We start from the raw sequence: 16,615 nt of genomic DNA, 5'->3' as shown, positions 1-16,615 counted from the left end.
GGACTGGAGGGCTAGGGGGCCGTCAGGTCCCCGGGGTCGGTGTTCGCGCCGCACAGGATGACGGCCACGCGCTCGCCCAGCGGCTGCGCAGCGGTCCGTACGGCCGCCAGGGCCGTGGCCGCGCCCGCCTCGACCACGATCCGGTGCTCCTCCCACAGCGCGCGCCGGGCCGCCGTGATCGCCGGGTCCGGGACCAGGACGGACCGTACGTCCTTCTGCTGCGCGGCGGCCAGCGCGGCCGCCGAGACCCGGGTGGCGCCCAGCGAGTCGGCGGCGACCGAGTCCACGGCCACGTCGACGACCCGGCCCGCCTCCAGGGCCGCGTTCAGGGCCCGGCAGTTCTCCGGCTCGGCCGCGATCACCCGTACGCCGTGCTCGCGCGCCGCGGCCGCGACGCCCGCGAACAGCCCGCCGCCGCCCACCGCGACGACCACGGTGTCCAGCCCCGGCAGCCCGGCCCGGATCTCGTCCAGCAACGTACCCGCGCCCGCCGCGATCAGCGGGTGGTCGTACGCATGGCTGCTCAGCGCGCCGCTGCGCACCGCGAACTCCTCGCACGCGGCCAGCGCTTCGGCGTACCGGTCGCCGACGAGCCGTACCTCGGCCCCGTACCCGCGCAGCCGCTCCACCTTCACGCGCGGCGCGTTGGCCGGCAGGAACACGGTGGCGCGGACGGACTGCGCGCGGGCCGCCCAGGCGCAAGCGAGGCCCGCGTTGCCGCCGGAGGCGATGGTGACGCCCGCGTCCGGGAGGGTGCCGGCGTCACGGTGGGCGGCCAGGAAGTTGCGGGCGCCGCGGGCCTTGAAGGACCCGGTGTGCTGGAGGTACTCCAGCGCGTACCAGAGCCCTCCGTCGGCGGGTACGACGGTGACGGGGCGGACCGATCCGGCTATCCGGTCGGCGGCGGCGCGTACGGCGGCGTAGTCGAGCTGCTGTTCCATGACGGGGTCCCTTCGGGCGGCTACGAGCGGCTTCAGGCGGCTTCAGGCGGCGGAGGACTTCAGTCGGCTCCGGGCAGCGGACGGCCTCAGGCGGCGGGCCGGTTGGCCTCGATCAGCTGGCGCAGGGCGCCGTAGTACACCTCGTGGTCGGTCAGGGCGGGCAGTACGTCGGCCAGCCCGCCCGCGAGCACGGGGAACCCCTCCGGATCCAGCGCGGCCAGGGCCGCCCGCGAGGCGGCGGTGGCTCCGGCCGGATCCCGGTGGTCCACGAAGGCGGCGCTGCCGAGGGTGAGCAGGTACATGCGGCGGTACACGGTCATCGCCTCGGCGGCGGTCATCCCGGCGGCCACACTGTCGGCGAGCGCGGGCTCGACCAGCCGGGCCAGCAGCTGACGGCCGAGCCAGGGGCGGCCGCCGCGGAGCATCAGCAGCCCGGGATGTGCGACGAGCAGCCGGTACAGCGCGGTGAACCGCAGCTCGGTGGCCTCCGCCCAGCCGGTCCCGGCCGGGATCTCGGGGAGCCGGCCGGCGAGGTGCTCGGTGCAGAGGTCGAGGAGCCCGGCGAGGTCGGTGCAGCGGCGCTGCACGGTCGCGTGGGACACCTCCAGCCGGTCGGCGAGGGCCCGGAAGCTCAGCGCGTTCGGCCCCTCCTCGTCGATGAGGCGCAGGGCGGCGACCGCGATCGCCTCGGGCGTCGCACGGTCCAGGGCTGCTGATCTCCTCGGCATGAGATACACCGTAACAGACGTCGTAACAGACAGCGTATCGATGCGCGCCCTCCCCGATCGTGTGACGCCGACTACGGCCATATTGCTGGTCATTGAGCCATAACCATCGACTTATGTTGACAGCGGGTAGTCGCACCGCTGCACTGAGCGCACTGCAGCCCCACCTCAAGGAGTCTCCGTGCCGCCTCGCCTGCGTGCGTCGCTCCCCTGCCTGACCGCGGCCGCCCTGCTCGCCCTCTGCCTCGCCCCCGCTCCCGCGGCGGCCGAGCCCCACGCGACCTCGGACGCCCCGCTCGCGCTCACCCCGCCCATGGGCTGGAACAACTGGGCGCACTACATGTGCGACATCGACGAGGCCAAGGTGGTCGCGAACGCCGACGCCCTCGTCTCCAGCGGGCTCGCGGCCAAGGGCTACGACACGGTGACGGTCGACGACTGCTGGATGACCAAGAGCCGCGACGCGGACGGCGACCTGGTCGTCGACACGCAGAAGTTCCCGCACGGCATGGCCTGGCTCGGCGAGCATCTGCACGCCAAGGGCCTGAAGTTCGGCATCTACGAGGACGCCGGCTCCCTCACCTGCGAGCGCTACCCCGGCAGCGGCTCCCCCGACGGCGGCGGCCCGGACCACTACGCCCAGGACGCCCGGCAGTTCGCGTCGTGGAAGGTCGACTACGTCAAGATGGACGGCTGCAACCTGTGGGTACCGCCCGGAACGACGAAGGAGCAGGCGTACCGCGACGCGTACGGCGCCGTCGCCCGGGCCCTGCGGACGAGCGGCCGCGACATGGTGCTCTCGGCCTCGGCCCCCGCCTACTTCCAGCAGGGCGAGTGGGGCGGGTCCGACTGGCACAAGGTCCTCGGCTGGGTCGGGGAGACCGGCCAGCTGTGGCGCGAGGGCAAGGACATCAAGGTCTACAACGCCGCCGCGCCCGCGACCTCCCGGTGGAGCTCGGTACTCGGCAACTACGGCTACAACCGCTGGCTCGGCCGGTACGCGGGCCCCGGCAACTGGAACGACCCCGACTTCCTGATCGCGGGCGCCCCCGGGCTCACCGAGGCCGAGAGCCGCAGCCAGGTGGGGCTGTGGGCGATGATGGCGGCCCCGTTCATCCTGTCCTCCGACGTCTCCCAGCTCACCCCGGCCGGGCTGGCCGCCCTGGGCAACACCGACCTGATCGCGCTGGACCAGGACCCGATGGGCCGCCAGGGCGCGGTGCTCTCCGCCAACGCCACGTTCGAGGTGCTGGCCCGGCCGCTGGCCGACGGCGGGCGCGCCGTCGCCGTGCTCAACCGGTCCGGCAGCGCGCGGGACATCTCCGTACCGCTCACCGACATCGGCCTGTACTCCTGCACCGTCGACGCCAAGGACCTGTGGAGCGGCCAGAGCACCGAGGTCTCGACCTCCCTGACCGGGAAGGTGGCCGCGCACGACACGGCGGTCTTCCGGCTCACCCCGCACGAGGGCTGCGGCGCCGCCGTGCCGACCGGGCAGATCACCGGGAACGGCGCCCGGTGCGCGGACGGGGTCAACACCACCGGCGTGGGCGCGGTGGTCCTGGCGCCGTGCACCGCGGCCGCCGACCAGCGCTGGGTGCTCGGGCAGGAGGGGAGCGTACGCCTGACCGGAAAGTGCCTGTCCGCGGGCGAGGACGGCGCCGTGGAACTGGCCGGCTGCGCGCCCGGTGAGCCGGGCCAGAGCTGGACGCACCGGCGGGACGGGGCGCTCGTCGAGGACGTGAGCGGAACGTGCCTGACGGCTCCCGCCGCGGCCGCGACCCCGGACGCCCCGGCCGAACGGCTGCGCCTGACCGACTGCGGCGACCACCGCGTCGACCAGGCCTGGTCCCTGCCCGTCTGACCCCGGACCAGACCACGGATCGGTGATCGGTGACTCATCGGATGACGAACTCCACTCCCCGGCGCCCGCGGCGCGCGCAGCTGCGCCGCCGGGTCGCCCTCGCCACGCTGGTGGCGCTGCTCGGCGCCGGCTCCCCCGCACTGGCCGGCCCGGTCGACGGGGGCCACGTACGCGGCCGTGCGCCCGCACCGGTACGGCAGGGCCTGCCCGGCGCACACAAACCCCGGGCCTTCGACGTCGGGCCGGCGCGGGACGCGCTGGAGCGGCTGCTGCCGCGCCACGCCGACCAGTTCACCCTCGTGCCCGACCCGGCCGCAGGGGCCGACCGGTTCACCGTGTCCGGATCGGCCGGCGCGATCACCGTGCGCGGATCCACGGGGGCCACCCTGCTCACCGGCATCGGCTGGTACCTCCAGCACGTCGCCGGGGCCGACATCGGCTGGCCCGGCGAGAGCATCGGGATGCTGCCCGCGCGGCTGCCGGCCGTGCCCGCACCGGTCACCCGCAGCGCGCTCGTCCCGCACCGGTACGCCCTCAACGACACCGACGACGGCTATTCGGGCGCGTACCGCACCTTCGAGCAGCACCAGCGCCAGATCGACCTGCTCGCGCTGCACGGCATCAACGAGGTGTTCGTGCAGGCCGGCGCCGAGTACCCGTACTACCGGGCGCTCCAGGGCTTCGGCTACTCCGCCGCCGAGCTGCGCGAGTGGATCCCCGGCCCCGGGCACCAGAGCTGGTGGCTGCTGCAGAACCTGAGCGGGTTCGGCGGCCCGGTCTCGGAGCGGCTGATGCGCGAGCGCGCCGAGCTCGGCGGGCGGATCGCCGAGCAGTTGCGCGGGCTCGGCATGACCCCGGTGCTGCCCGGCTACTTCGGGACGGTGCCGCCGGGCTTCGCCGCCCGCAACGCGGGCGCGAAGACGGTGGCGCAGGGCGACTGGGCGGGCTTCGACCGGCCCGACTGGCTCGATCCGTCCTCGCCGGTGTTCGGGAAGCTGGCCGCCGCGTACTACGCGGAGCAGCGCGCCGTGTTCGGGGACAGCGCGATGTACCGGATGAGCCCGCTGCACGAGGGCGGGACGGCGGGCACCGTCGACGTGAAGGCGGCGGCCCGGGCGGTCCAGTCGGCGCTGCACGCCGCGCACCCGGGGGCGATGTGGGCCGTCCTGGGGTGGCAGGACAGTCCGAAGGCGGAGCTGCTCGCCGGGGTGGACACCTCGAAGCTGCTGATCCTGGACGGCCTGTCCGACCGGTACAACCGGCTGGACCGGGAGACCCGCTGGGGCGGGGTCCCGTACGCGATGGGCACGATCTACAACTTCGGCGGGCACACCACGATCGGCGCGAACACCTCCGTGTGGATCGACCGGTTCGGCTCCTGGCGGGCCAAGGCCGACAGCGCCCTGAAGGGCATCGCGTACCTGCCGGAGGCCACCGGGACCAACCCGGCCGCCTTCGACCTGTTCACCGATCTCGCCTGGGAGCCCGGGCCGATCGACCAGCGCACGTGGTTCGCCGATTTCGCGGCCCGCCGCTACGGACGGCCCGACAAGGAGGCGGCGGCCGCCTGGGAGGAGCTGCGCAAGGGCCCCTACAGCACGTCCTCGGGCCTGTGGTCGGAGTCCCAGGACAGCCTGTTCACCGCCCGGCCGAGCCTGACGGCGGTGGGGGCGGCGTACTGGAGCCCCAAGTCGATGCGGTACCCGGCCGACGGGGTGCGCCGGGCCCTGGACCACCTGCTCACGGTGGATCCGAAGCTGCGCGGCTCCAGCGCCTACCGCTTCGACCTGGTGGACACCGCCCGGCAGGCCCTGGCCAACCACTCGCGGGTGCTGCTGCCGAAGATCAAGGCGGCGTACGAGGCCAAGGACCTGACCCGGCTGCGCGCACTGACCGCCGAATGGGCCGACGGGGAACGGCAGTTGGACGCCGTCACGGGATCCGACCCGAACTTCCTGCTCGGCGACTGGCTGTCGGCGGCCCGCTCCTGGGGCGCGGACGAGGCCGAGCAGGACCGGTACGAGTACGACGCCCGCTCGATCCTGAGCGTGTGGGGCCGGCGCAGCACCAGCGAGGGCGGCTTCCTGCACGACTACGCGAACCGCGAATGGAGCGGCCTGATCGCGGAGTTGTACGCACCCCGCTGGGCGGCCTACTTCGAGGCGCTGGAGGAGTCCCTGGTCCGGCGGGCGGCGCCCCGGGAGATCGACTGGCACGACTTCGAGGAGGAGTGGGCCCGGCGCACCACGCGGCACCCGAGCGGGGCGAACGGCCCGAGCGGGGACCCGTACGCCCTGGCGGCGGACATCGCGGCGGCCCTGAAGTCCTCGGAGGGGGCCGCCCGCTGACCTCCTACACCACCCGGGACGGCGGCGACCGGATGATGCGCTGATCACCACCCGCCCGTGGGAATCCCGCTACCCGTGCGGGGGAGAACCGTGCAGGTGGTTCGACGCGCGGGAGGCGCACTCGGTTGACTGGCTCGGAACGACCACCAGGGGCGGCCGTCGGAACATCCGGCGGCCGCCCCTTCCGACGCCGTCCCACGGCCCGAAGCCATCAGGAGTGCACCGAGCATGTCCCAGGACACCCCGCCCGCCGAGGACCGCACCCCGCCCGTGACCCTGGAGCTGCTGACGCTCCTCGCCGCCGGGGTCGCCGATCTGGCCCTCGACCAGTTACGCCAGTCCGCCGACCGGGCCCAGGACGTACTGCGCCGCTCCGATCTGCGGGAACTGCTCACCGACGGGGTCGTGGAACTGCGCAAGCGAGGCGAGCTGGCCACCCGCCGGTCGGGCGCGGGAGCGGAGAACCACCTGGAGACCATGGCCCGGCGGGCCGCCGAGCGGGTCGCCTCCGAGGGCCACCCCCGTGCATGACCACACCGGTTTCAAGGAGCGCATCGACGAGGTGCTGGTCCGGCTGGCCGACGAGGAGGAGCGGGAGCTGCTCGGACTGCACGTCGAACTCTCGCCGCTGTCGGAGCAGTTGCGCCGCTCGCTGGCCGGCGGGAAGCGGATCCGGGCCGCGTTCCTGTACTGGGGCTGGCGGGCGGCGGGGCAGCCCGACTGCGAGGGGGTGATCCGGGCCGCGGCCGCGATGGAACTCGTCCACGCGGCCGCCTGCACGCACGACGACATCATCGACGACAGCCGGACGCGGCACGGCCGGCTCACCGCGCACGCCGCCTTCGCCGCCGCCGGGCAGCGCTCCACCTCCCTCGCGATGATCCTCGGCGATCTGCTGATGGGGTACGCCGGCCACGTCTTCAGCTCCTGCGGGCTGCCGGGCGCCTACCTGGCCCGGACCGTCCCCCTCTGGGCGACGCTGCTGCGCGAGACGATGGCGGGCGAGTTCCTGGAGGTGCTCCGCACCCGGTCGGAGCCGGTCCCGCAGGTGGCGGAGTCGCTGGAGGTGGCCCGCTTCAAGACGGCCAAGTACACCGTCGAGCGGCCGCTGCACCTGGGCGCCACCCTCGGCGGGGGCTCCCGCGCCCTGCTCGACGCCTTCTCCGCGTACGGGCTGCCGCTCGGCGAGGCCTTCCAGCTGCGCGACGACCTGCTCGGCACCTTCGGCGACCCGGCCAGGACCGGCAAGTCGAACGTGGACGACCTGCGGGACGGCAAACCGACCGCGCTGCTCGCCCTGACCGTCGCCGCGGCCGGCGGCGACGACCGGCGGCTGCTCGCGAAGCTGGTCGGCCGCCCGGACCTGGGCACCGAAGAGGCCGCCGCGGTACGCGCGCTGATGGAGCGCTGCGGGGCCCGGCAACAGGTCGAGGACATGATCCGGGAGCGCATCGCCCGGGCCACCGGCGCGCTGGACACCGTACCGATGCCCGCGCAGGCGCGGTCGGCGCTGCGCGAGCTCGCCGGTACCGCCGCCGAGCGCTCGCTGTAGGCCGTGCCCTCCGGATCATGCCGGGCCGGTGCCCGGGTCCTGCGCCCGGGGCCTGCGCCCCGCGCCCGGGACACGACGCCGCTCCCCGCACCCGCCCCCCGTACACACGAGAAGGACGAGTGAAGTGACCACCGCCGAGAACCGCGCCGAGACCGCCTCCGCCCCGCCCCGCCCCCGCTACGACGACGCCGCGCTCGACGCCCTGTCCGCCCAGGGCGATCCGCTCGCCGACGAGACCGTGGCCGCGATGTTCCGCCGCGAGGAGGTGGGCGACTTCAACACCCTCATGCGGTTCTTCACCACCTCCGGGGACCCGCTGCCCGACCGGCTCCCGGCCTCCGCGCGCGGCTACTTCGAGGCCACCGCCCTGCCGCCGGCCTGGGTCGACTGGGACGTCATGGAGCAGGCCCGGCTGTTCTTCATGGACAACGCCGCCCACATCAACACCGGCCTGTCCTTCGCCGCGATGCCCGTCAGCTACGCCGTCCCCCGGATGGCCCGGCTGCTGTCCTCGACGCACTCGCTCGCGTACCCCTCCCGCCGGATGGCCAACACCGGCCAGTTCGTCACGTACCTGATGCGGACGGACTCCTTCGCCGAGGGCGGCAAGTTCGTCCCGGCCGCCCAGAAGGTCCGGCTGCTGCACGCGGCGGTGCGCCACCACCTGCGCCACGGCGGCCACTGGGACGTCGAGCGGGACGGCCTGCCCATCTGCCAGGAGGACATGATCGCCGGGCAGACCTTCTTCTCGCTGCTGGTGCTCGACGCCATGCACCGGCTCGGCATCCACATGAGCGAGGAGGGCGCGGAGGCCTACTACTACGCCTGGCGGGTCGTGGCCGCCCTGCTGGGCTGCGACATGGCGGCCGTACCGGAGGACCTCGCCGAGGCGCGCGCGTACTGCGACCTCTACCTCCAGCGCCACCTCGGCCCCTCCCCCGAGGGCGTGCTCCTGGGCGCCCAGCTGTTGCGGCTGTACGAGGACGTGGTCCCCGGCACGCTGTTCGACCCGATGGTCCCGGCCACCGTCCGCTACCTGGTCGGCGACACCATCGGCGACTGGCTGGAGGTCCCGCGCAGCCGCTGGGACGCGGCGGCCAGGGCCGTCCCCGCCGTGCTGGGACTGCTGGAGACCATCGAGGACAGCGGCCCGCTGGCGGAGTGGGCGCTCGACAAGGCGGGCTCGCTGCTCGCCGGCTTCGAGCTGTCCGCCCTGACCCGGGGGCGGGTCATGCACCACGCCATCCCGGCCGAGCTGAAGGCGGAGTACGGGGTGAAGGCGCCGCGCACCGGACGCTGGGTGCCACCGGCGCCGGCGCCCGCGCGCTGACCCGAACGGGCGCGGCGGGGCGCGGGTCCGCCCTGGTCGGAGTCACACTGGAAGCTGTCGGCTTCCCGGCGGACGACGGCACGGACGACGACGCGGACGGTGACGCGGACAGTGGCGCGGACGGTGGCTTGCTCATGACGAACCGTGTGGAAGCGGACCCGGGGCGACGCCCCCGCCTCCTGGGCGGAGCCGTCTGCGGGCTGGTGGCCGCCTGTGCCGGACTGGCGCTGGCGGAGCTGGCCGCGGCGGCCGTCCGGCCGGAGTCCTCCCCGGTCACCGCGGTCGGCGGAGCCGTGGTCGACCGTACGCCGGTGGGCGTCAAGGAATGGGCGATCCGCGAGTTCGGGACCGCCGACAAACTGCTGCTGGCGCTCGGGATCATCGTCGTCCTGGGTGCGGTGGCCGCCCTGGCCGGGGGGCTCGCCGTACGGCACCTGCCCGCCGGGATCGCCCTCGCCGGCTGTTTCGGGCTGGTCGGGGCGGTGGCCGCGCTCAGCCGGCCCGAGGCGACCTGGCACGACGCGCTCCCGTCGCTGGTCGGCGGGCTGGCCGCGGCCGGCGTGCTGTACCTGCTGGTCCGCGCGTTGACCAGGCCCCCTCCGGTGGGCGCGCCGCCGGGCGGGGCGTGGTCGATGGACCGGCGCGGCTTCGGGCGGCTGGTCGGCGCGGCCCTCGTGGCCTCGGCGGGGATCGGGTACGCGGGGCGGCGGCTCGGCGCGTACGGCTCGGCCGGGGCGACGGCCTCGCGGGCGGATCTGGTCCTGCCGGAGCCGGCCGTGCCCGCACCGCCCGTACCGCCCGGCGCGCAGCTGCGGGTGCCCGGGATCTCCCGCTTCCTGACCCCCAACCCGGACTTCTACCGGGTGGACACCGCGCTGGTCGTCCCCCGGGTGGACGCGGACACCTGGCGGCTGCGCATCCACGGCGAGGGCGTCTCCACCCCGCTCGAACTCGGGCTGAGCGAGCTGCTGGCCCGCCCGCTCGTCGAGCACGACATCACGCTCACCTGCGTGTCGAACGAGGTCGGGGGCCCGTACGCGGGCAACGCGCGCTGGCTCGGCGTACGCCTGGCCGACCTGCTGCGCGAGGCGGGGGTGCGGCCGCCCTCGCAGGGCGGACCGGCGGACCAGCTCGTATCGCGCTCGGTGGACGGGATGACGATCGGCACGCCCGTCGAGACGGTGATGGACGGCCGGGACGCGCTGCTGGCCGTCGGGATGAACGGCGAGCCGCTGCCCTTCGCGCACGGGTTTCCCGTACGGATGGTCGTGCCGGGCCTGTACGGGTACGTCTCGGCGTGCAAGTGGCTGAGCGAGCTGCGGCTGACGACCTTCGCGGCGTACGACGCGTACTGGGTGCGCCGGTCCTGGGCGCAGCAGGGTCCGGTCAAGACGCAGTCCCGGATCGACACCCCGCGCCCGTCCGTCGAGCCGCCGGAGGGGCGGGTGGCGGTGGCGGGGGTGGCGTGGGCGCAGCACCGGGGGATCGCCCGGGTGGAGGTACGGGTCGACGGGGGCCCGTGGCAGGAGGCCCGGCTCGGGGCGGCGGACGGCAACGACACCTGGCGGCAGTGGGTGTGGGAGTGGGAGGCGAGTCCCGGGCCGCACACGCTGGAGGTCCGTGCCACGGACGGTACGGGCGCCGTGCAGACGGGTGTGCGCAGGGGGACCGTCCCCGACGGGGCGACCGGGTGGCACTCGGTGTCGGTGCGTGTCCGGCCGGGGCCCGGGAGGAAGGCATGATGCGGACATCCTGGCAAACCGACCCGTACGTCAGGAGCCGGCCCTCGTGGAGCTGACCAGTACGTCGTTCCTCGTCACCCTCATCGCCGTCACCGTGCTCGCGATGCTCGCCGCGCTGCTGCTGTGGAACCGGATCCCCGGGCCGGGGTGGGTGCGCTGGCCCGTACGGGTGATGATGATCGCGCTGTGCCAGCTGACGTCCATCGCGGTGATCGCGACGTGGATCAACGGCAGCTACGGGCTGTACTCCTCGTGGAACGACCTGCTGGGCACGGAGAACGTGCAGGACTCCTCGGCGATGACGGGTCCGCCGCTGGGCCGGGCCAAGTTCACCCAGGGCGGGGACGGTACGCGAAGCACCTATTTCCGCGGCTCGCATTCGAAACTCGCCGGGCAGGTGATCGTGTGGACGCCGCCCGAGTACGGGGCGCCGGGTGCGGAGAAGACCCGGTTCCCGGTGCTGATGCTGCTGCACGGGTATCCGGGCTCGCCGCGGACCTGGATCGACCTGGGCGGCATGCCGGGGACGCTGGACCAGCTGATCCGGCTGGGCGCGGCGCACCCGTTCATCGTGGTGATCCCGGACGTCTACCCGGGCGGGGTGAACACCGACTGCAGCAACACGCCGACGCGGAAGGTGGCCAGCTGGCTCGCGGAGGACGTGACGGACCTGGTCGCGAAGAACTTCCGTACGCTGCGCGAGCCCAAGGGCTGGGGGCTGATGGGGGTCTCGACGGGGGCGTTCTGCGCGGCCAAGCTGCCGTTGCAGTACCCGAAGGTGTTCCGGGCGGGGGCGGCACTGGACCCGGATCCGCTGGGCGGGGATCCGGAGGTGCTGGCCGATCCGGTGCTGCGCGAGCGCAACAGCCCGCTGTGGCTGGTCCGGCAGGTCAAGGGGGCCGACGTCGGGCTGTTCCTGGCCACCTCGGCGCAGGACAAGGACAGCCCGCCCGCGCAGCTGGAGGCCTTCGCCCGGGCCGCGGCGGGCAGCGGGGTCCGGGTGAAGACCCTGGTCCGCCCGTCCGGCGGCCACAACTTCCAGACGTGGACGGCGATGTACGCGGACGCGCTGGGCTGGCTGAGCACGGAGCTCTCGCCGCCCGCAGACGGCTGCGGCTGACCGCCCTACCCCAGGCGGACCGGCAGGGCCTCGACGCTGTTGCCGATGAAGCTGTGCAGGTAGGGGAGTTCGGGCTCGGGGACCGCGAGGTCGAGGTCGGGGAAGCGGGTGAAGAGCCGCTCCAGGGCGATGGTGGCCTCCAGGCGGGCGAGCGGGGCGCCCACGCAGTAGTGCGCGCCGTGCCCGAACGAGAGGTGGCGGGCGGCGGTGGGGCGGGTGAGGTCGAAGCGGTCGGCGTCGGGGCCGTGGAAGGCCTCGTCGCGGCCGGCCGCGGTGTAGGCGGCGAGGACCGGGGTGCCCTGCGCGATCACGGTCCCGTCGACGGTGAGGTCGCGGGCGGGGTACCGGAACGGGAACCAGCTGACCGGTGCGTCCCAGCGCAGGGTCTCGTCCACCACGTCGGACCAGGTGGCCTTGGACTCCCGGACCAGGGCGAGCTGGTCGCGGTGGGTGCACAGGGCGCGGACCGCGTTGCCGATCAGATTGAGGGTGGTCTCGTGGCCGGCGACCAGCATCAGGCGCATGGTGCCGATGAGTTCTGCCTCGCTGAGCCGGTCGCCGTCGTCCTCGCGGGCGGCGATCAGCGCGCTGGTCAGGTCCTCGCCGGGGGCCTTTCGGCGGGCGTGGGCGATGGTGCCCATCAGCTCGACGAGCTCCCGTACGGCGGCCATCACCTCGGCGGGGGTGGTGTCGGTGGCGATGATCACCGTGTGGGACAGGTGGTGCAGCCGCTCCCGGTGCTCGGGGTCCACGCCGAGCAGCTCGCAGATGACGCTCATCGGCAGCGGCAGCGCGAAACGGGAGCGCAGGTCCACGACCCCGTCGGGGGCCTCGGCGGCCGCCCGGGCGAGGTCGTCGAGCAGCCCGGCGGTCAGCTCCTCGATGCGCGGCCGCAGCCGCTCCACCTGGCGGGCGGTGAAGGCGTTGCCGACGAGGGAGCGCAGCCGGCGGTGGTCGGCGCCGTCGGCGGTGTGCATGCCCTGGGCGTTGGCGAAGACCCGCAGCGGCCAGTCGGGCGGGATGGTGCCGTCGTGCAGGGCGGGGAAGTGCCGGGCGTCCTTGGCCGCGTCGGGATGGGCGAGGAACTCCTTCAGCGCTTCGTGTCCGAGGACGACGGCCCCGGGCACCCCGCCGGGCAGGACGACGTCCGCCACGGCGCCCTGGGCGCGCAGCCGGGCGTTGAGGGCGTGCGGGCAGCCGCCGGCGGGGTCGATGGCGTACGCGGGCGCGGGTGCGGGTGCGCTGTCGGGTGACAAGCCGGGTCTCCTGACCGTCTGGAAGAGTGCACGGATCTCGGGCAACAGTGCGGCCTGGAGGGCTGGTTGGACAAGTCCGTTCCGGTGCGTCCGCGGGCGGTGGTGGCGAGAGGGGTCAACGGGCCAGGTGCAGCCGGGTGTGGAAGTACCCGGCGGACTCCTTGCCGGCCGGGTCCTCGCCGAGTGCGGTGACGGCGGCCTCCGCGCGCCGCTGCTCGCCGGGGTCGGTGAAGCGCCGCTGCGGCTGGGTGGCGGCGGACCGCTCGACGGTGAGTCCGTACGACTCCAGGCAGCGGGAGATCGGCCGGTAGTCGTGGGTGCGCAGGACGAAGGCGGCCACCGGAACGGGCCGGCCGGCGGCGGTGAGCAGGCGTGCGAAGGTGCGTCCGGTGAGGAAGCTGGTGCCGCCGGTGATGGTGATCAGGCCGGTGCCGGCGGCGGAGCGCCGCAGCCGCTCCCCCGGCTCTTCGGCCTCCAGGTCCACGCGGTGCCCCTCGTCGAGCAGTCCGACGGCCACCGCGTATTCCAGCGCGGGGCCCGACACGTCGGTGCCGACGGCCCGCACGGCGTCGGGGCGGCGCCGGGCGGCGTAGAACTCACGGTCCCAATCGGCGAGTTCGGAGGTGGACAGCCGGGCCGCCTTCGGCGAGGTGTAGTGCGCGTACAGCTCGTCGAGGGTCACGTCGTGGTTGAGGAGCGCGGTGTTGATCCCGTACGAGCAGCAGATGTCGATCACCGTCCGCCGCTCCGGGGCGAGTTCGCCGGCCAGGGCGCGGAACACCGGCTGGGCGTGGCCCGGGGTCTGGTAGGCGTACGGGCCCAGTCGGCCGAAGTAACCCCGCGGGTCGGGGAGTCCGTAGATCTCGTCGAAGCTCGTCATGCCGGCAGTGGTCATCGGGCGTACGCCTCCACGGGTCACGGGTCACGGGGCGGGGCTCGGGGCGGGGCTCGGGCCTTCGGTGTCCGGGCCAGTCGTACCCACCCGTGCGCCGGCCTCGAAAGGGCGCCGATCCGGCCACCGGCGCGAGCCGTCCGCGTGCCCGGGCCGGCGGGCCCGTGCCTGCGTGCCCGGCGGGCGGTGGCGGCGTAGGGTCGGGGCATGGCGGATGAGCGGCGGACCCTCGAAGGCAAGGTCGCCCTGGTGGCCGGCGCGACGCGGGGCGCGGGCCGGGGCACGGCGGTCCAGCTGGGCGCGCAGGGCGCGACGGTGTACGTGACGGGCCGCAGTACGCGCGGCAGCCGTTCGGAGTACGACCGGCCGGAGACCGTCGAGGAGACGGCGGAGCTGGTCACGGCGGCGGGCGGGCAGGGCATCGCGGTGGTCGCGGACCACCTGGTGCCGGCGCAGGTGGAGGCCCTGGTCGGGCGGATCGACGCCGAGCAGGGGCGCCTGGACGTGCTGGTGAACGACATCTGGGGCGGCGAGCGGCTGTTCGAGTGGGACAGCACGGTGTGGGAGCACGACCTGGACAACGGGCTGCGGATCCTGCGGCTCGCGGTGGACACCCACGCCATCACGAGCCATTTCGCGCTGCCGCTGCTGCTGCGCGAGCCGGGCGGGCTGGTGGTGGAGATGACGGACGGCACGGCCGAGTACAACGCGGCCAACTACCGCGTCTCGTTCTTCTACGACCTCGCCAAGTCGGCGGTGCTGCGCATGGCGTTCGCGCTCGGGCACGAGGTGGGCCCGCGCGGGGCGACGGCGGTGGCGCTGACGCCGGGCTGGCTGCGCTCGGAGATGATGCTCGACAACTTCGGGGTGACCGAGGCGAACTGGCGGGACGCGCTGGAGCAGATGCCGCACTTCGCCATCTCCGAGACCCCCGCCTACGTCGGGCGGGGCGTCGCCGCGCTCGCCGCTGATCCGGAGGTGGCGCGCTGGAACGGGCAGTCGCTCTCCAGCGCGCAGCTGGCCCGCGCATACGGGTTCACGGACCTCGACGGCAGCCGGCCGGACGCCTGGCGGTACCTGGTCGAGGTCCAGGACCCGGGCCTCCCGGCCGACGTGACCGGCTACCGCTGACCGGGCCGGCCGCCCCCGGCAGCGACCGGCCGCCCGGCCGCCCCCTGTCCTCCGACGGCCCTCAGGGCAGCCGGAGTTCGCGGGCCTCCCCGAGCGGGGCGAAGAACCGCTCCACCTCCGCGCCGGTGACCTCGGCCGGCGCGGGCGGGGACCAGCGGGGGCTGCGGTCCTTGTCGACGACCTGTGCCCGGATGCCCTCCACCAGGTCGGGCGAGCGCAGGGCGTGGCAGGAGACGCGGAACTCCTGCTCCAGCACCCTCTCCAGCGAGCCGAGCCGCCGGGCCCGGCGGAGGGCGGCCAGGGTGACCTTGAGTGAGGTCGGGGACTTCGCCAGCATCGTCTCGGCGGCCTCCTTGGCGGCCGGATCCCCCTCGGCCAGCAGCCGCTCGGCGATCTCCTCGACGGTATCGGCGGCGTAGCAGCGGTCGATCCAGGCCCGCCACCCGGCCAGTTCGCCCTCAGCGGGCTGCTGCGCGAAGCGCGGCAGCACCTCGTGCGCCGGGGCGCCGGCGAGCGCGGCGGTCAGCTCCGGCAGCCGGGCGGCGGGTACGAAGTGGTCGGCCAGCCCGCACAGCAGGGCGTCGGCCGCGCCCACGGCGGTCCCGGTCAGGGCCAGGTGGGTGCCGAGCTCGCCCGGGGCGCGGGCCAGGAGGTGCGTACCGCCCACGTCGGGGACGAAGCCGATGCCGGTCTCGGGCATGGCGACGCGGGAGCGCTCGGTGACGACGCGCACGCTGCCGTGGGCGGAGACGCCGACGCCGCCGCCCATGACGATGCCGTCCATGAGGGCCACGTAGGGCTTCGGGTAGCGGGCGATCCGCGCGTTCAGGCGGTACTCGTCGCGCCAGAAGTCCTCGGAGGCGTCGCCGCCGGCCTTCGCGTCGTCGTGGATGGCCCGGATGTCCCCGCCGGCGCACAGCCCGCGCTCGCCGGCGCCGCGGATGAGGACCTGGACGACGGCGGGGTCCCGCTCCCAGGCGGTCAGCGCCTCGGCGATCCTCAGCACCATGGGGTGGGTGAGGGCGTTGAGGGCCCTGGGGCGGTTGAGGGTGATCACGCCGGTGTGGCCCTCCGTGGTGAACAGGGCCGTGTCGTCTGCGCCGTCTTCGGTCTTCACACCGGCCAGTATGTAGCGTGCTTCGGCATGCGGAAGATCATCCTGATGATGCAGGTGTCCCTGGACGGCTACTTCGAGGGCGTGGACGGGGACCTCTCCTGGCACCGGGTCGACGAGGAACTGCACCGGTTCATGAACGACGAGATCCGCCCGCTGGGCGGGTTCCTGTCCGGCCGGGTCACGCACGAGCTGATGGCCGCGTACTGGCCGGCCGCCGATGCCGACCCGGCCGCCTCCGCACCGGAGGCGGAGTTCGCCGGCATCTGGCGGGACATGCCGAAGTACGTGTACTCGCGCACCCTGCCGGACGGCGACCTCGGCTGGAACTCCACCCTCGTGCGGGACGTCGTACCGGCGGAGGTCGCCGCGCTCAAGGCGGCCCCGGGAGGCGACCTGGTCGTGGGCGGGGCCGATCTCGCCGCCACCTTCCTGCGCCACGATCTGGTGGACGCGTACCGGATCTTCGTGCACCCGGTGCGCATCGGCCGCGGCAGAGCGCTGTTCCCGCCCGCCGACGGCGGCCTGGTGCCGCTGCGGCTGGAGGGCACCCGCACCTTCGGCAACGGCGTCGTCCAGCTCCGGTACGGGCGCCCGTAG

At 74.3% G+C, this 16,615-nt stretch carries 14 protein-coding genes; 9 read left to right on the top strand and 5 right to left on the bottom strand.

Annotated elements, in window-relative coordinates:
• Positions 1-11 precede the first annotated feature (11 nt).
• Together ADK52_RS31295 and ADK52_RS31290 are read right to left on the bottom strand one after the other, a co-directional pair.
• On the bottom strand, positions 12-941 hold the full coding sequence (locus tag ADK52_RS31295; RefSeq protein ID WP_053693231.1) for a serine/threonine dehydratase: 930 nt from the start codon (positions 939-941) through the stop codon (positions 12-14).
• 86 nt (positions 942-1,027) lie between these two features.
• Complete coding sequence (locus ADK52_RS31290) at positions 1,028-1,669, bottom strand: TetR/AcrR family transcriptional regulator (protein WP_053693230.1); 642 nt, start codon at positions 1,667-1,669, stop codon at positions 1,028-1,030.
• Positions 1,670-1,847: 178 nt separating this feature from the next.
• Here ADK52_RS31290 and ADK52_RS31285 point away from each other — a divergent pair, with 178 nt between their 5' ends.
• The 7 genes from ADK52_RS31285 (at position 1,848) to ADK52_RS31255 (ending at position 11,622) form a co-directional block, all read left to right on the top strand.
• Positions 1,848-3,530, top strand: coding sequence for an alpha-galactosidase (locus ADK52_RS31285; protein ID WP_234344325.1), 1,683 nt, complete (start codon positions 1,848-1,850; stop codon positions 3,528-3,530).
• A 41-nt stretch (positions 3,531-3,571) separates the two neighbouring features.
• A complete protein-coding gene (locus ADK52_RS31280; protein WP_053693229.1) occupies positions 3,572-5,878 on the top strand; it encodes an alpha-N-acetylglucosaminidase in 2,307 nt (768 codons plus the stop codon).
• A gap of 228 nt (positions 5,879-6,106) precedes the next feature.
• Entirely contained in the window at positions 6,107-6,409 is a 303-nt protein-coding gene (locus ADK52_RS31275) for a hypothetical protein (RefSeq protein WP_199828582.1), read from the top strand.
• A complete protein-coding gene (locus tag ADK52_RS31270; RefSeq protein ID WP_053693228.1) occupies positions 6,402-7,430 on the top strand; it encodes a polyprenyl synthetase family protein in 1,029 nt (342 codons plus the stop codon). Before ADK52_RS31275 ends, ADK52_RS31270 begins: the two co-directional genes overlap by 8 nt.
• 124 nt (positions 7,431-7,554) lie before the next feature.
• Complete coding sequence (locus ADK52_RS31265) at positions 7,555-8,760, top strand: oxygenase MpaB family protein (RefSeq protein ID WP_053693227.1); 1,206 nt, start codon at positions 7,555-7,557, stop codon at positions 8,758-8,760.
• 134 nt (positions 8,761-8,894) lie between these two features.
• Positions 8,895-10,502, top strand: coding sequence for a molybdopterin-dependent oxidoreductase (locus ADK52_RS31260; RefSeq protein WP_053693226.1), 1,608 nt, complete (start codon positions 8,895-8,897; stop codon positions 10,500-10,502).
• A 46-nt stretch (positions 10,503-10,548) separates the two neighbouring features.
• Positions 10,549-11,622, top strand: a complete 1,074-nt coding sequence (locus tag ADK52_RS31255) for an alpha/beta hydrolase (RefSeq protein WP_053693225.1) — start codon at positions 10,549-10,551, stop codon at positions 11,620-11,622.
• Positions 11,623-11,627: 5 nt separating this feature from the next.
• Here ADK52_RS31255 and ADK52_RS31250 read toward each other — a convergent pair whose 3' ends face one another.
• Complete coding sequence (locus ADK52_RS31250; protein WP_053693224.1) at positions 11,628-12,878, bottom strand: cytochrome P450 family protein; 1,251 nt, start codon at positions 12,876-12,878, stop codon at positions 11,628-11,630.
• A 115-nt stretch (positions 12,879-12,993) separates the two neighbouring features.
• A complete protein-coding gene (locus ADK52_RS31245) occupies positions 12,994-13,773 on the bottom strand; it encodes a hypothetical protein (protein ID WP_053693223.1) in 780 nt (259 codons plus the stop codon).
• 204 nt (positions 13,774-13,977) lie between these two features.
• On the opposite strand from ADK52_RS31245, the gene ADK52_RS31240 reads away from it, so the two are divergent.
• Complete coding sequence (locus ADK52_RS31240; protein ID WP_053693222.1) at positions 13,978-14,901, top strand: SDR family oxidoreductase; 924 nt, start codon at positions 13,978-13,980, stop codon at positions 14,899-14,901.
• Positions 14,902-14,962: 61 nt separating this feature from the next.
• Here the strand turns inward: ADK52_RS31240 and ADK52_RS31235 are convergent, their stop codons facing one another.
• Entirely contained in the window at positions 14,963-16,018 is a 1,056-nt protein-coding gene (locus tag ADK52_RS31235; protein WP_182508500.1) for an enoyl-CoA hydratase/isomerase family protein, read from the bottom strand.
• Positions 16,019-16,045: 27 nt separating this feature from the next.
• On the opposite strand from ADK52_RS31235, the gene ADK52_RS31230 reads away from it, so the two are divergent.
• Entirely contained in the window at positions 16,046-16,615 is a 570-nt protein-coding gene (locus ADK52_RS31230) for a dihydrofolate reductase family protein (RefSeq protein ID WP_053693221.1), read from the top strand.

This window comes from Streptomyces sp. WM6372, from assembly GCF_001279655.1.
In the GTDB taxonomy this organism is placed as follows: Bacteria; Actinomycetota; Actinomycetes; order Streptomycetales; family Streptomycetaceae; genus Streptomyces.
This window is presented reverse-complemented; position numbering and strand designations above follow the sequence as displayed.

Coding starts and splice junctions, on each gene's coding strand:
- ADK52_RS31295 (WP_053693231.1), bottom strand. CDS start 941: ATGGAACAGCAGCTCGACTACGCCGCCGTACGCGCCGCCGCCGACCGG.
- ADK52_RS31290 (WP_053693230.1), bottom strand. CDS start 1,669: ATGCCGAGGAGATCAGCAGCCCTGGACCGTGCGACGCCCGAGGCGATC.
- ADK52_RS31280 (WP_053693229.1), top strand. CDS start 3,572: ATGACGAACTCCACTCCCCGGCGCCCGCGGCGCGCGCAGCTGCGCCGC.
- ADK52_RS31275 (WP_199828582.1), top strand. CDS start 6,107: ATGTCCCAGGACACCCCGCCCGCCGAGGACCGCACCCCGCCCGTGACC.
- ADK52_RS31260 (WP_053693226.1), top strand. CDS start 8,895: ATGACGAACCGTGTGGAAGCGGACCCGGGGCGACGCCCCCGCCTCCTG.
- ADK52_RS31245 (WP_053693223.1), bottom strand. CDS start 13,773: ATGACCACTGCCGGCATGACGAGCTTCGACGAGATCTACGGACTCCCC.
- ADK52_RS31240 (WP_053693222.1), top strand. CDS start 13,978: ATGGCGGATGAGCGGCGGACCCTCGAAGGCAAGGTCGCCCTGGTGGCC.
- ADK52_RS31230 (WP_053693221.1), top strand. CDS start 16,046: ATGCGGAAGATCATCCTGATGATGCAGGTGTCCCTGGACGGCTACTTC.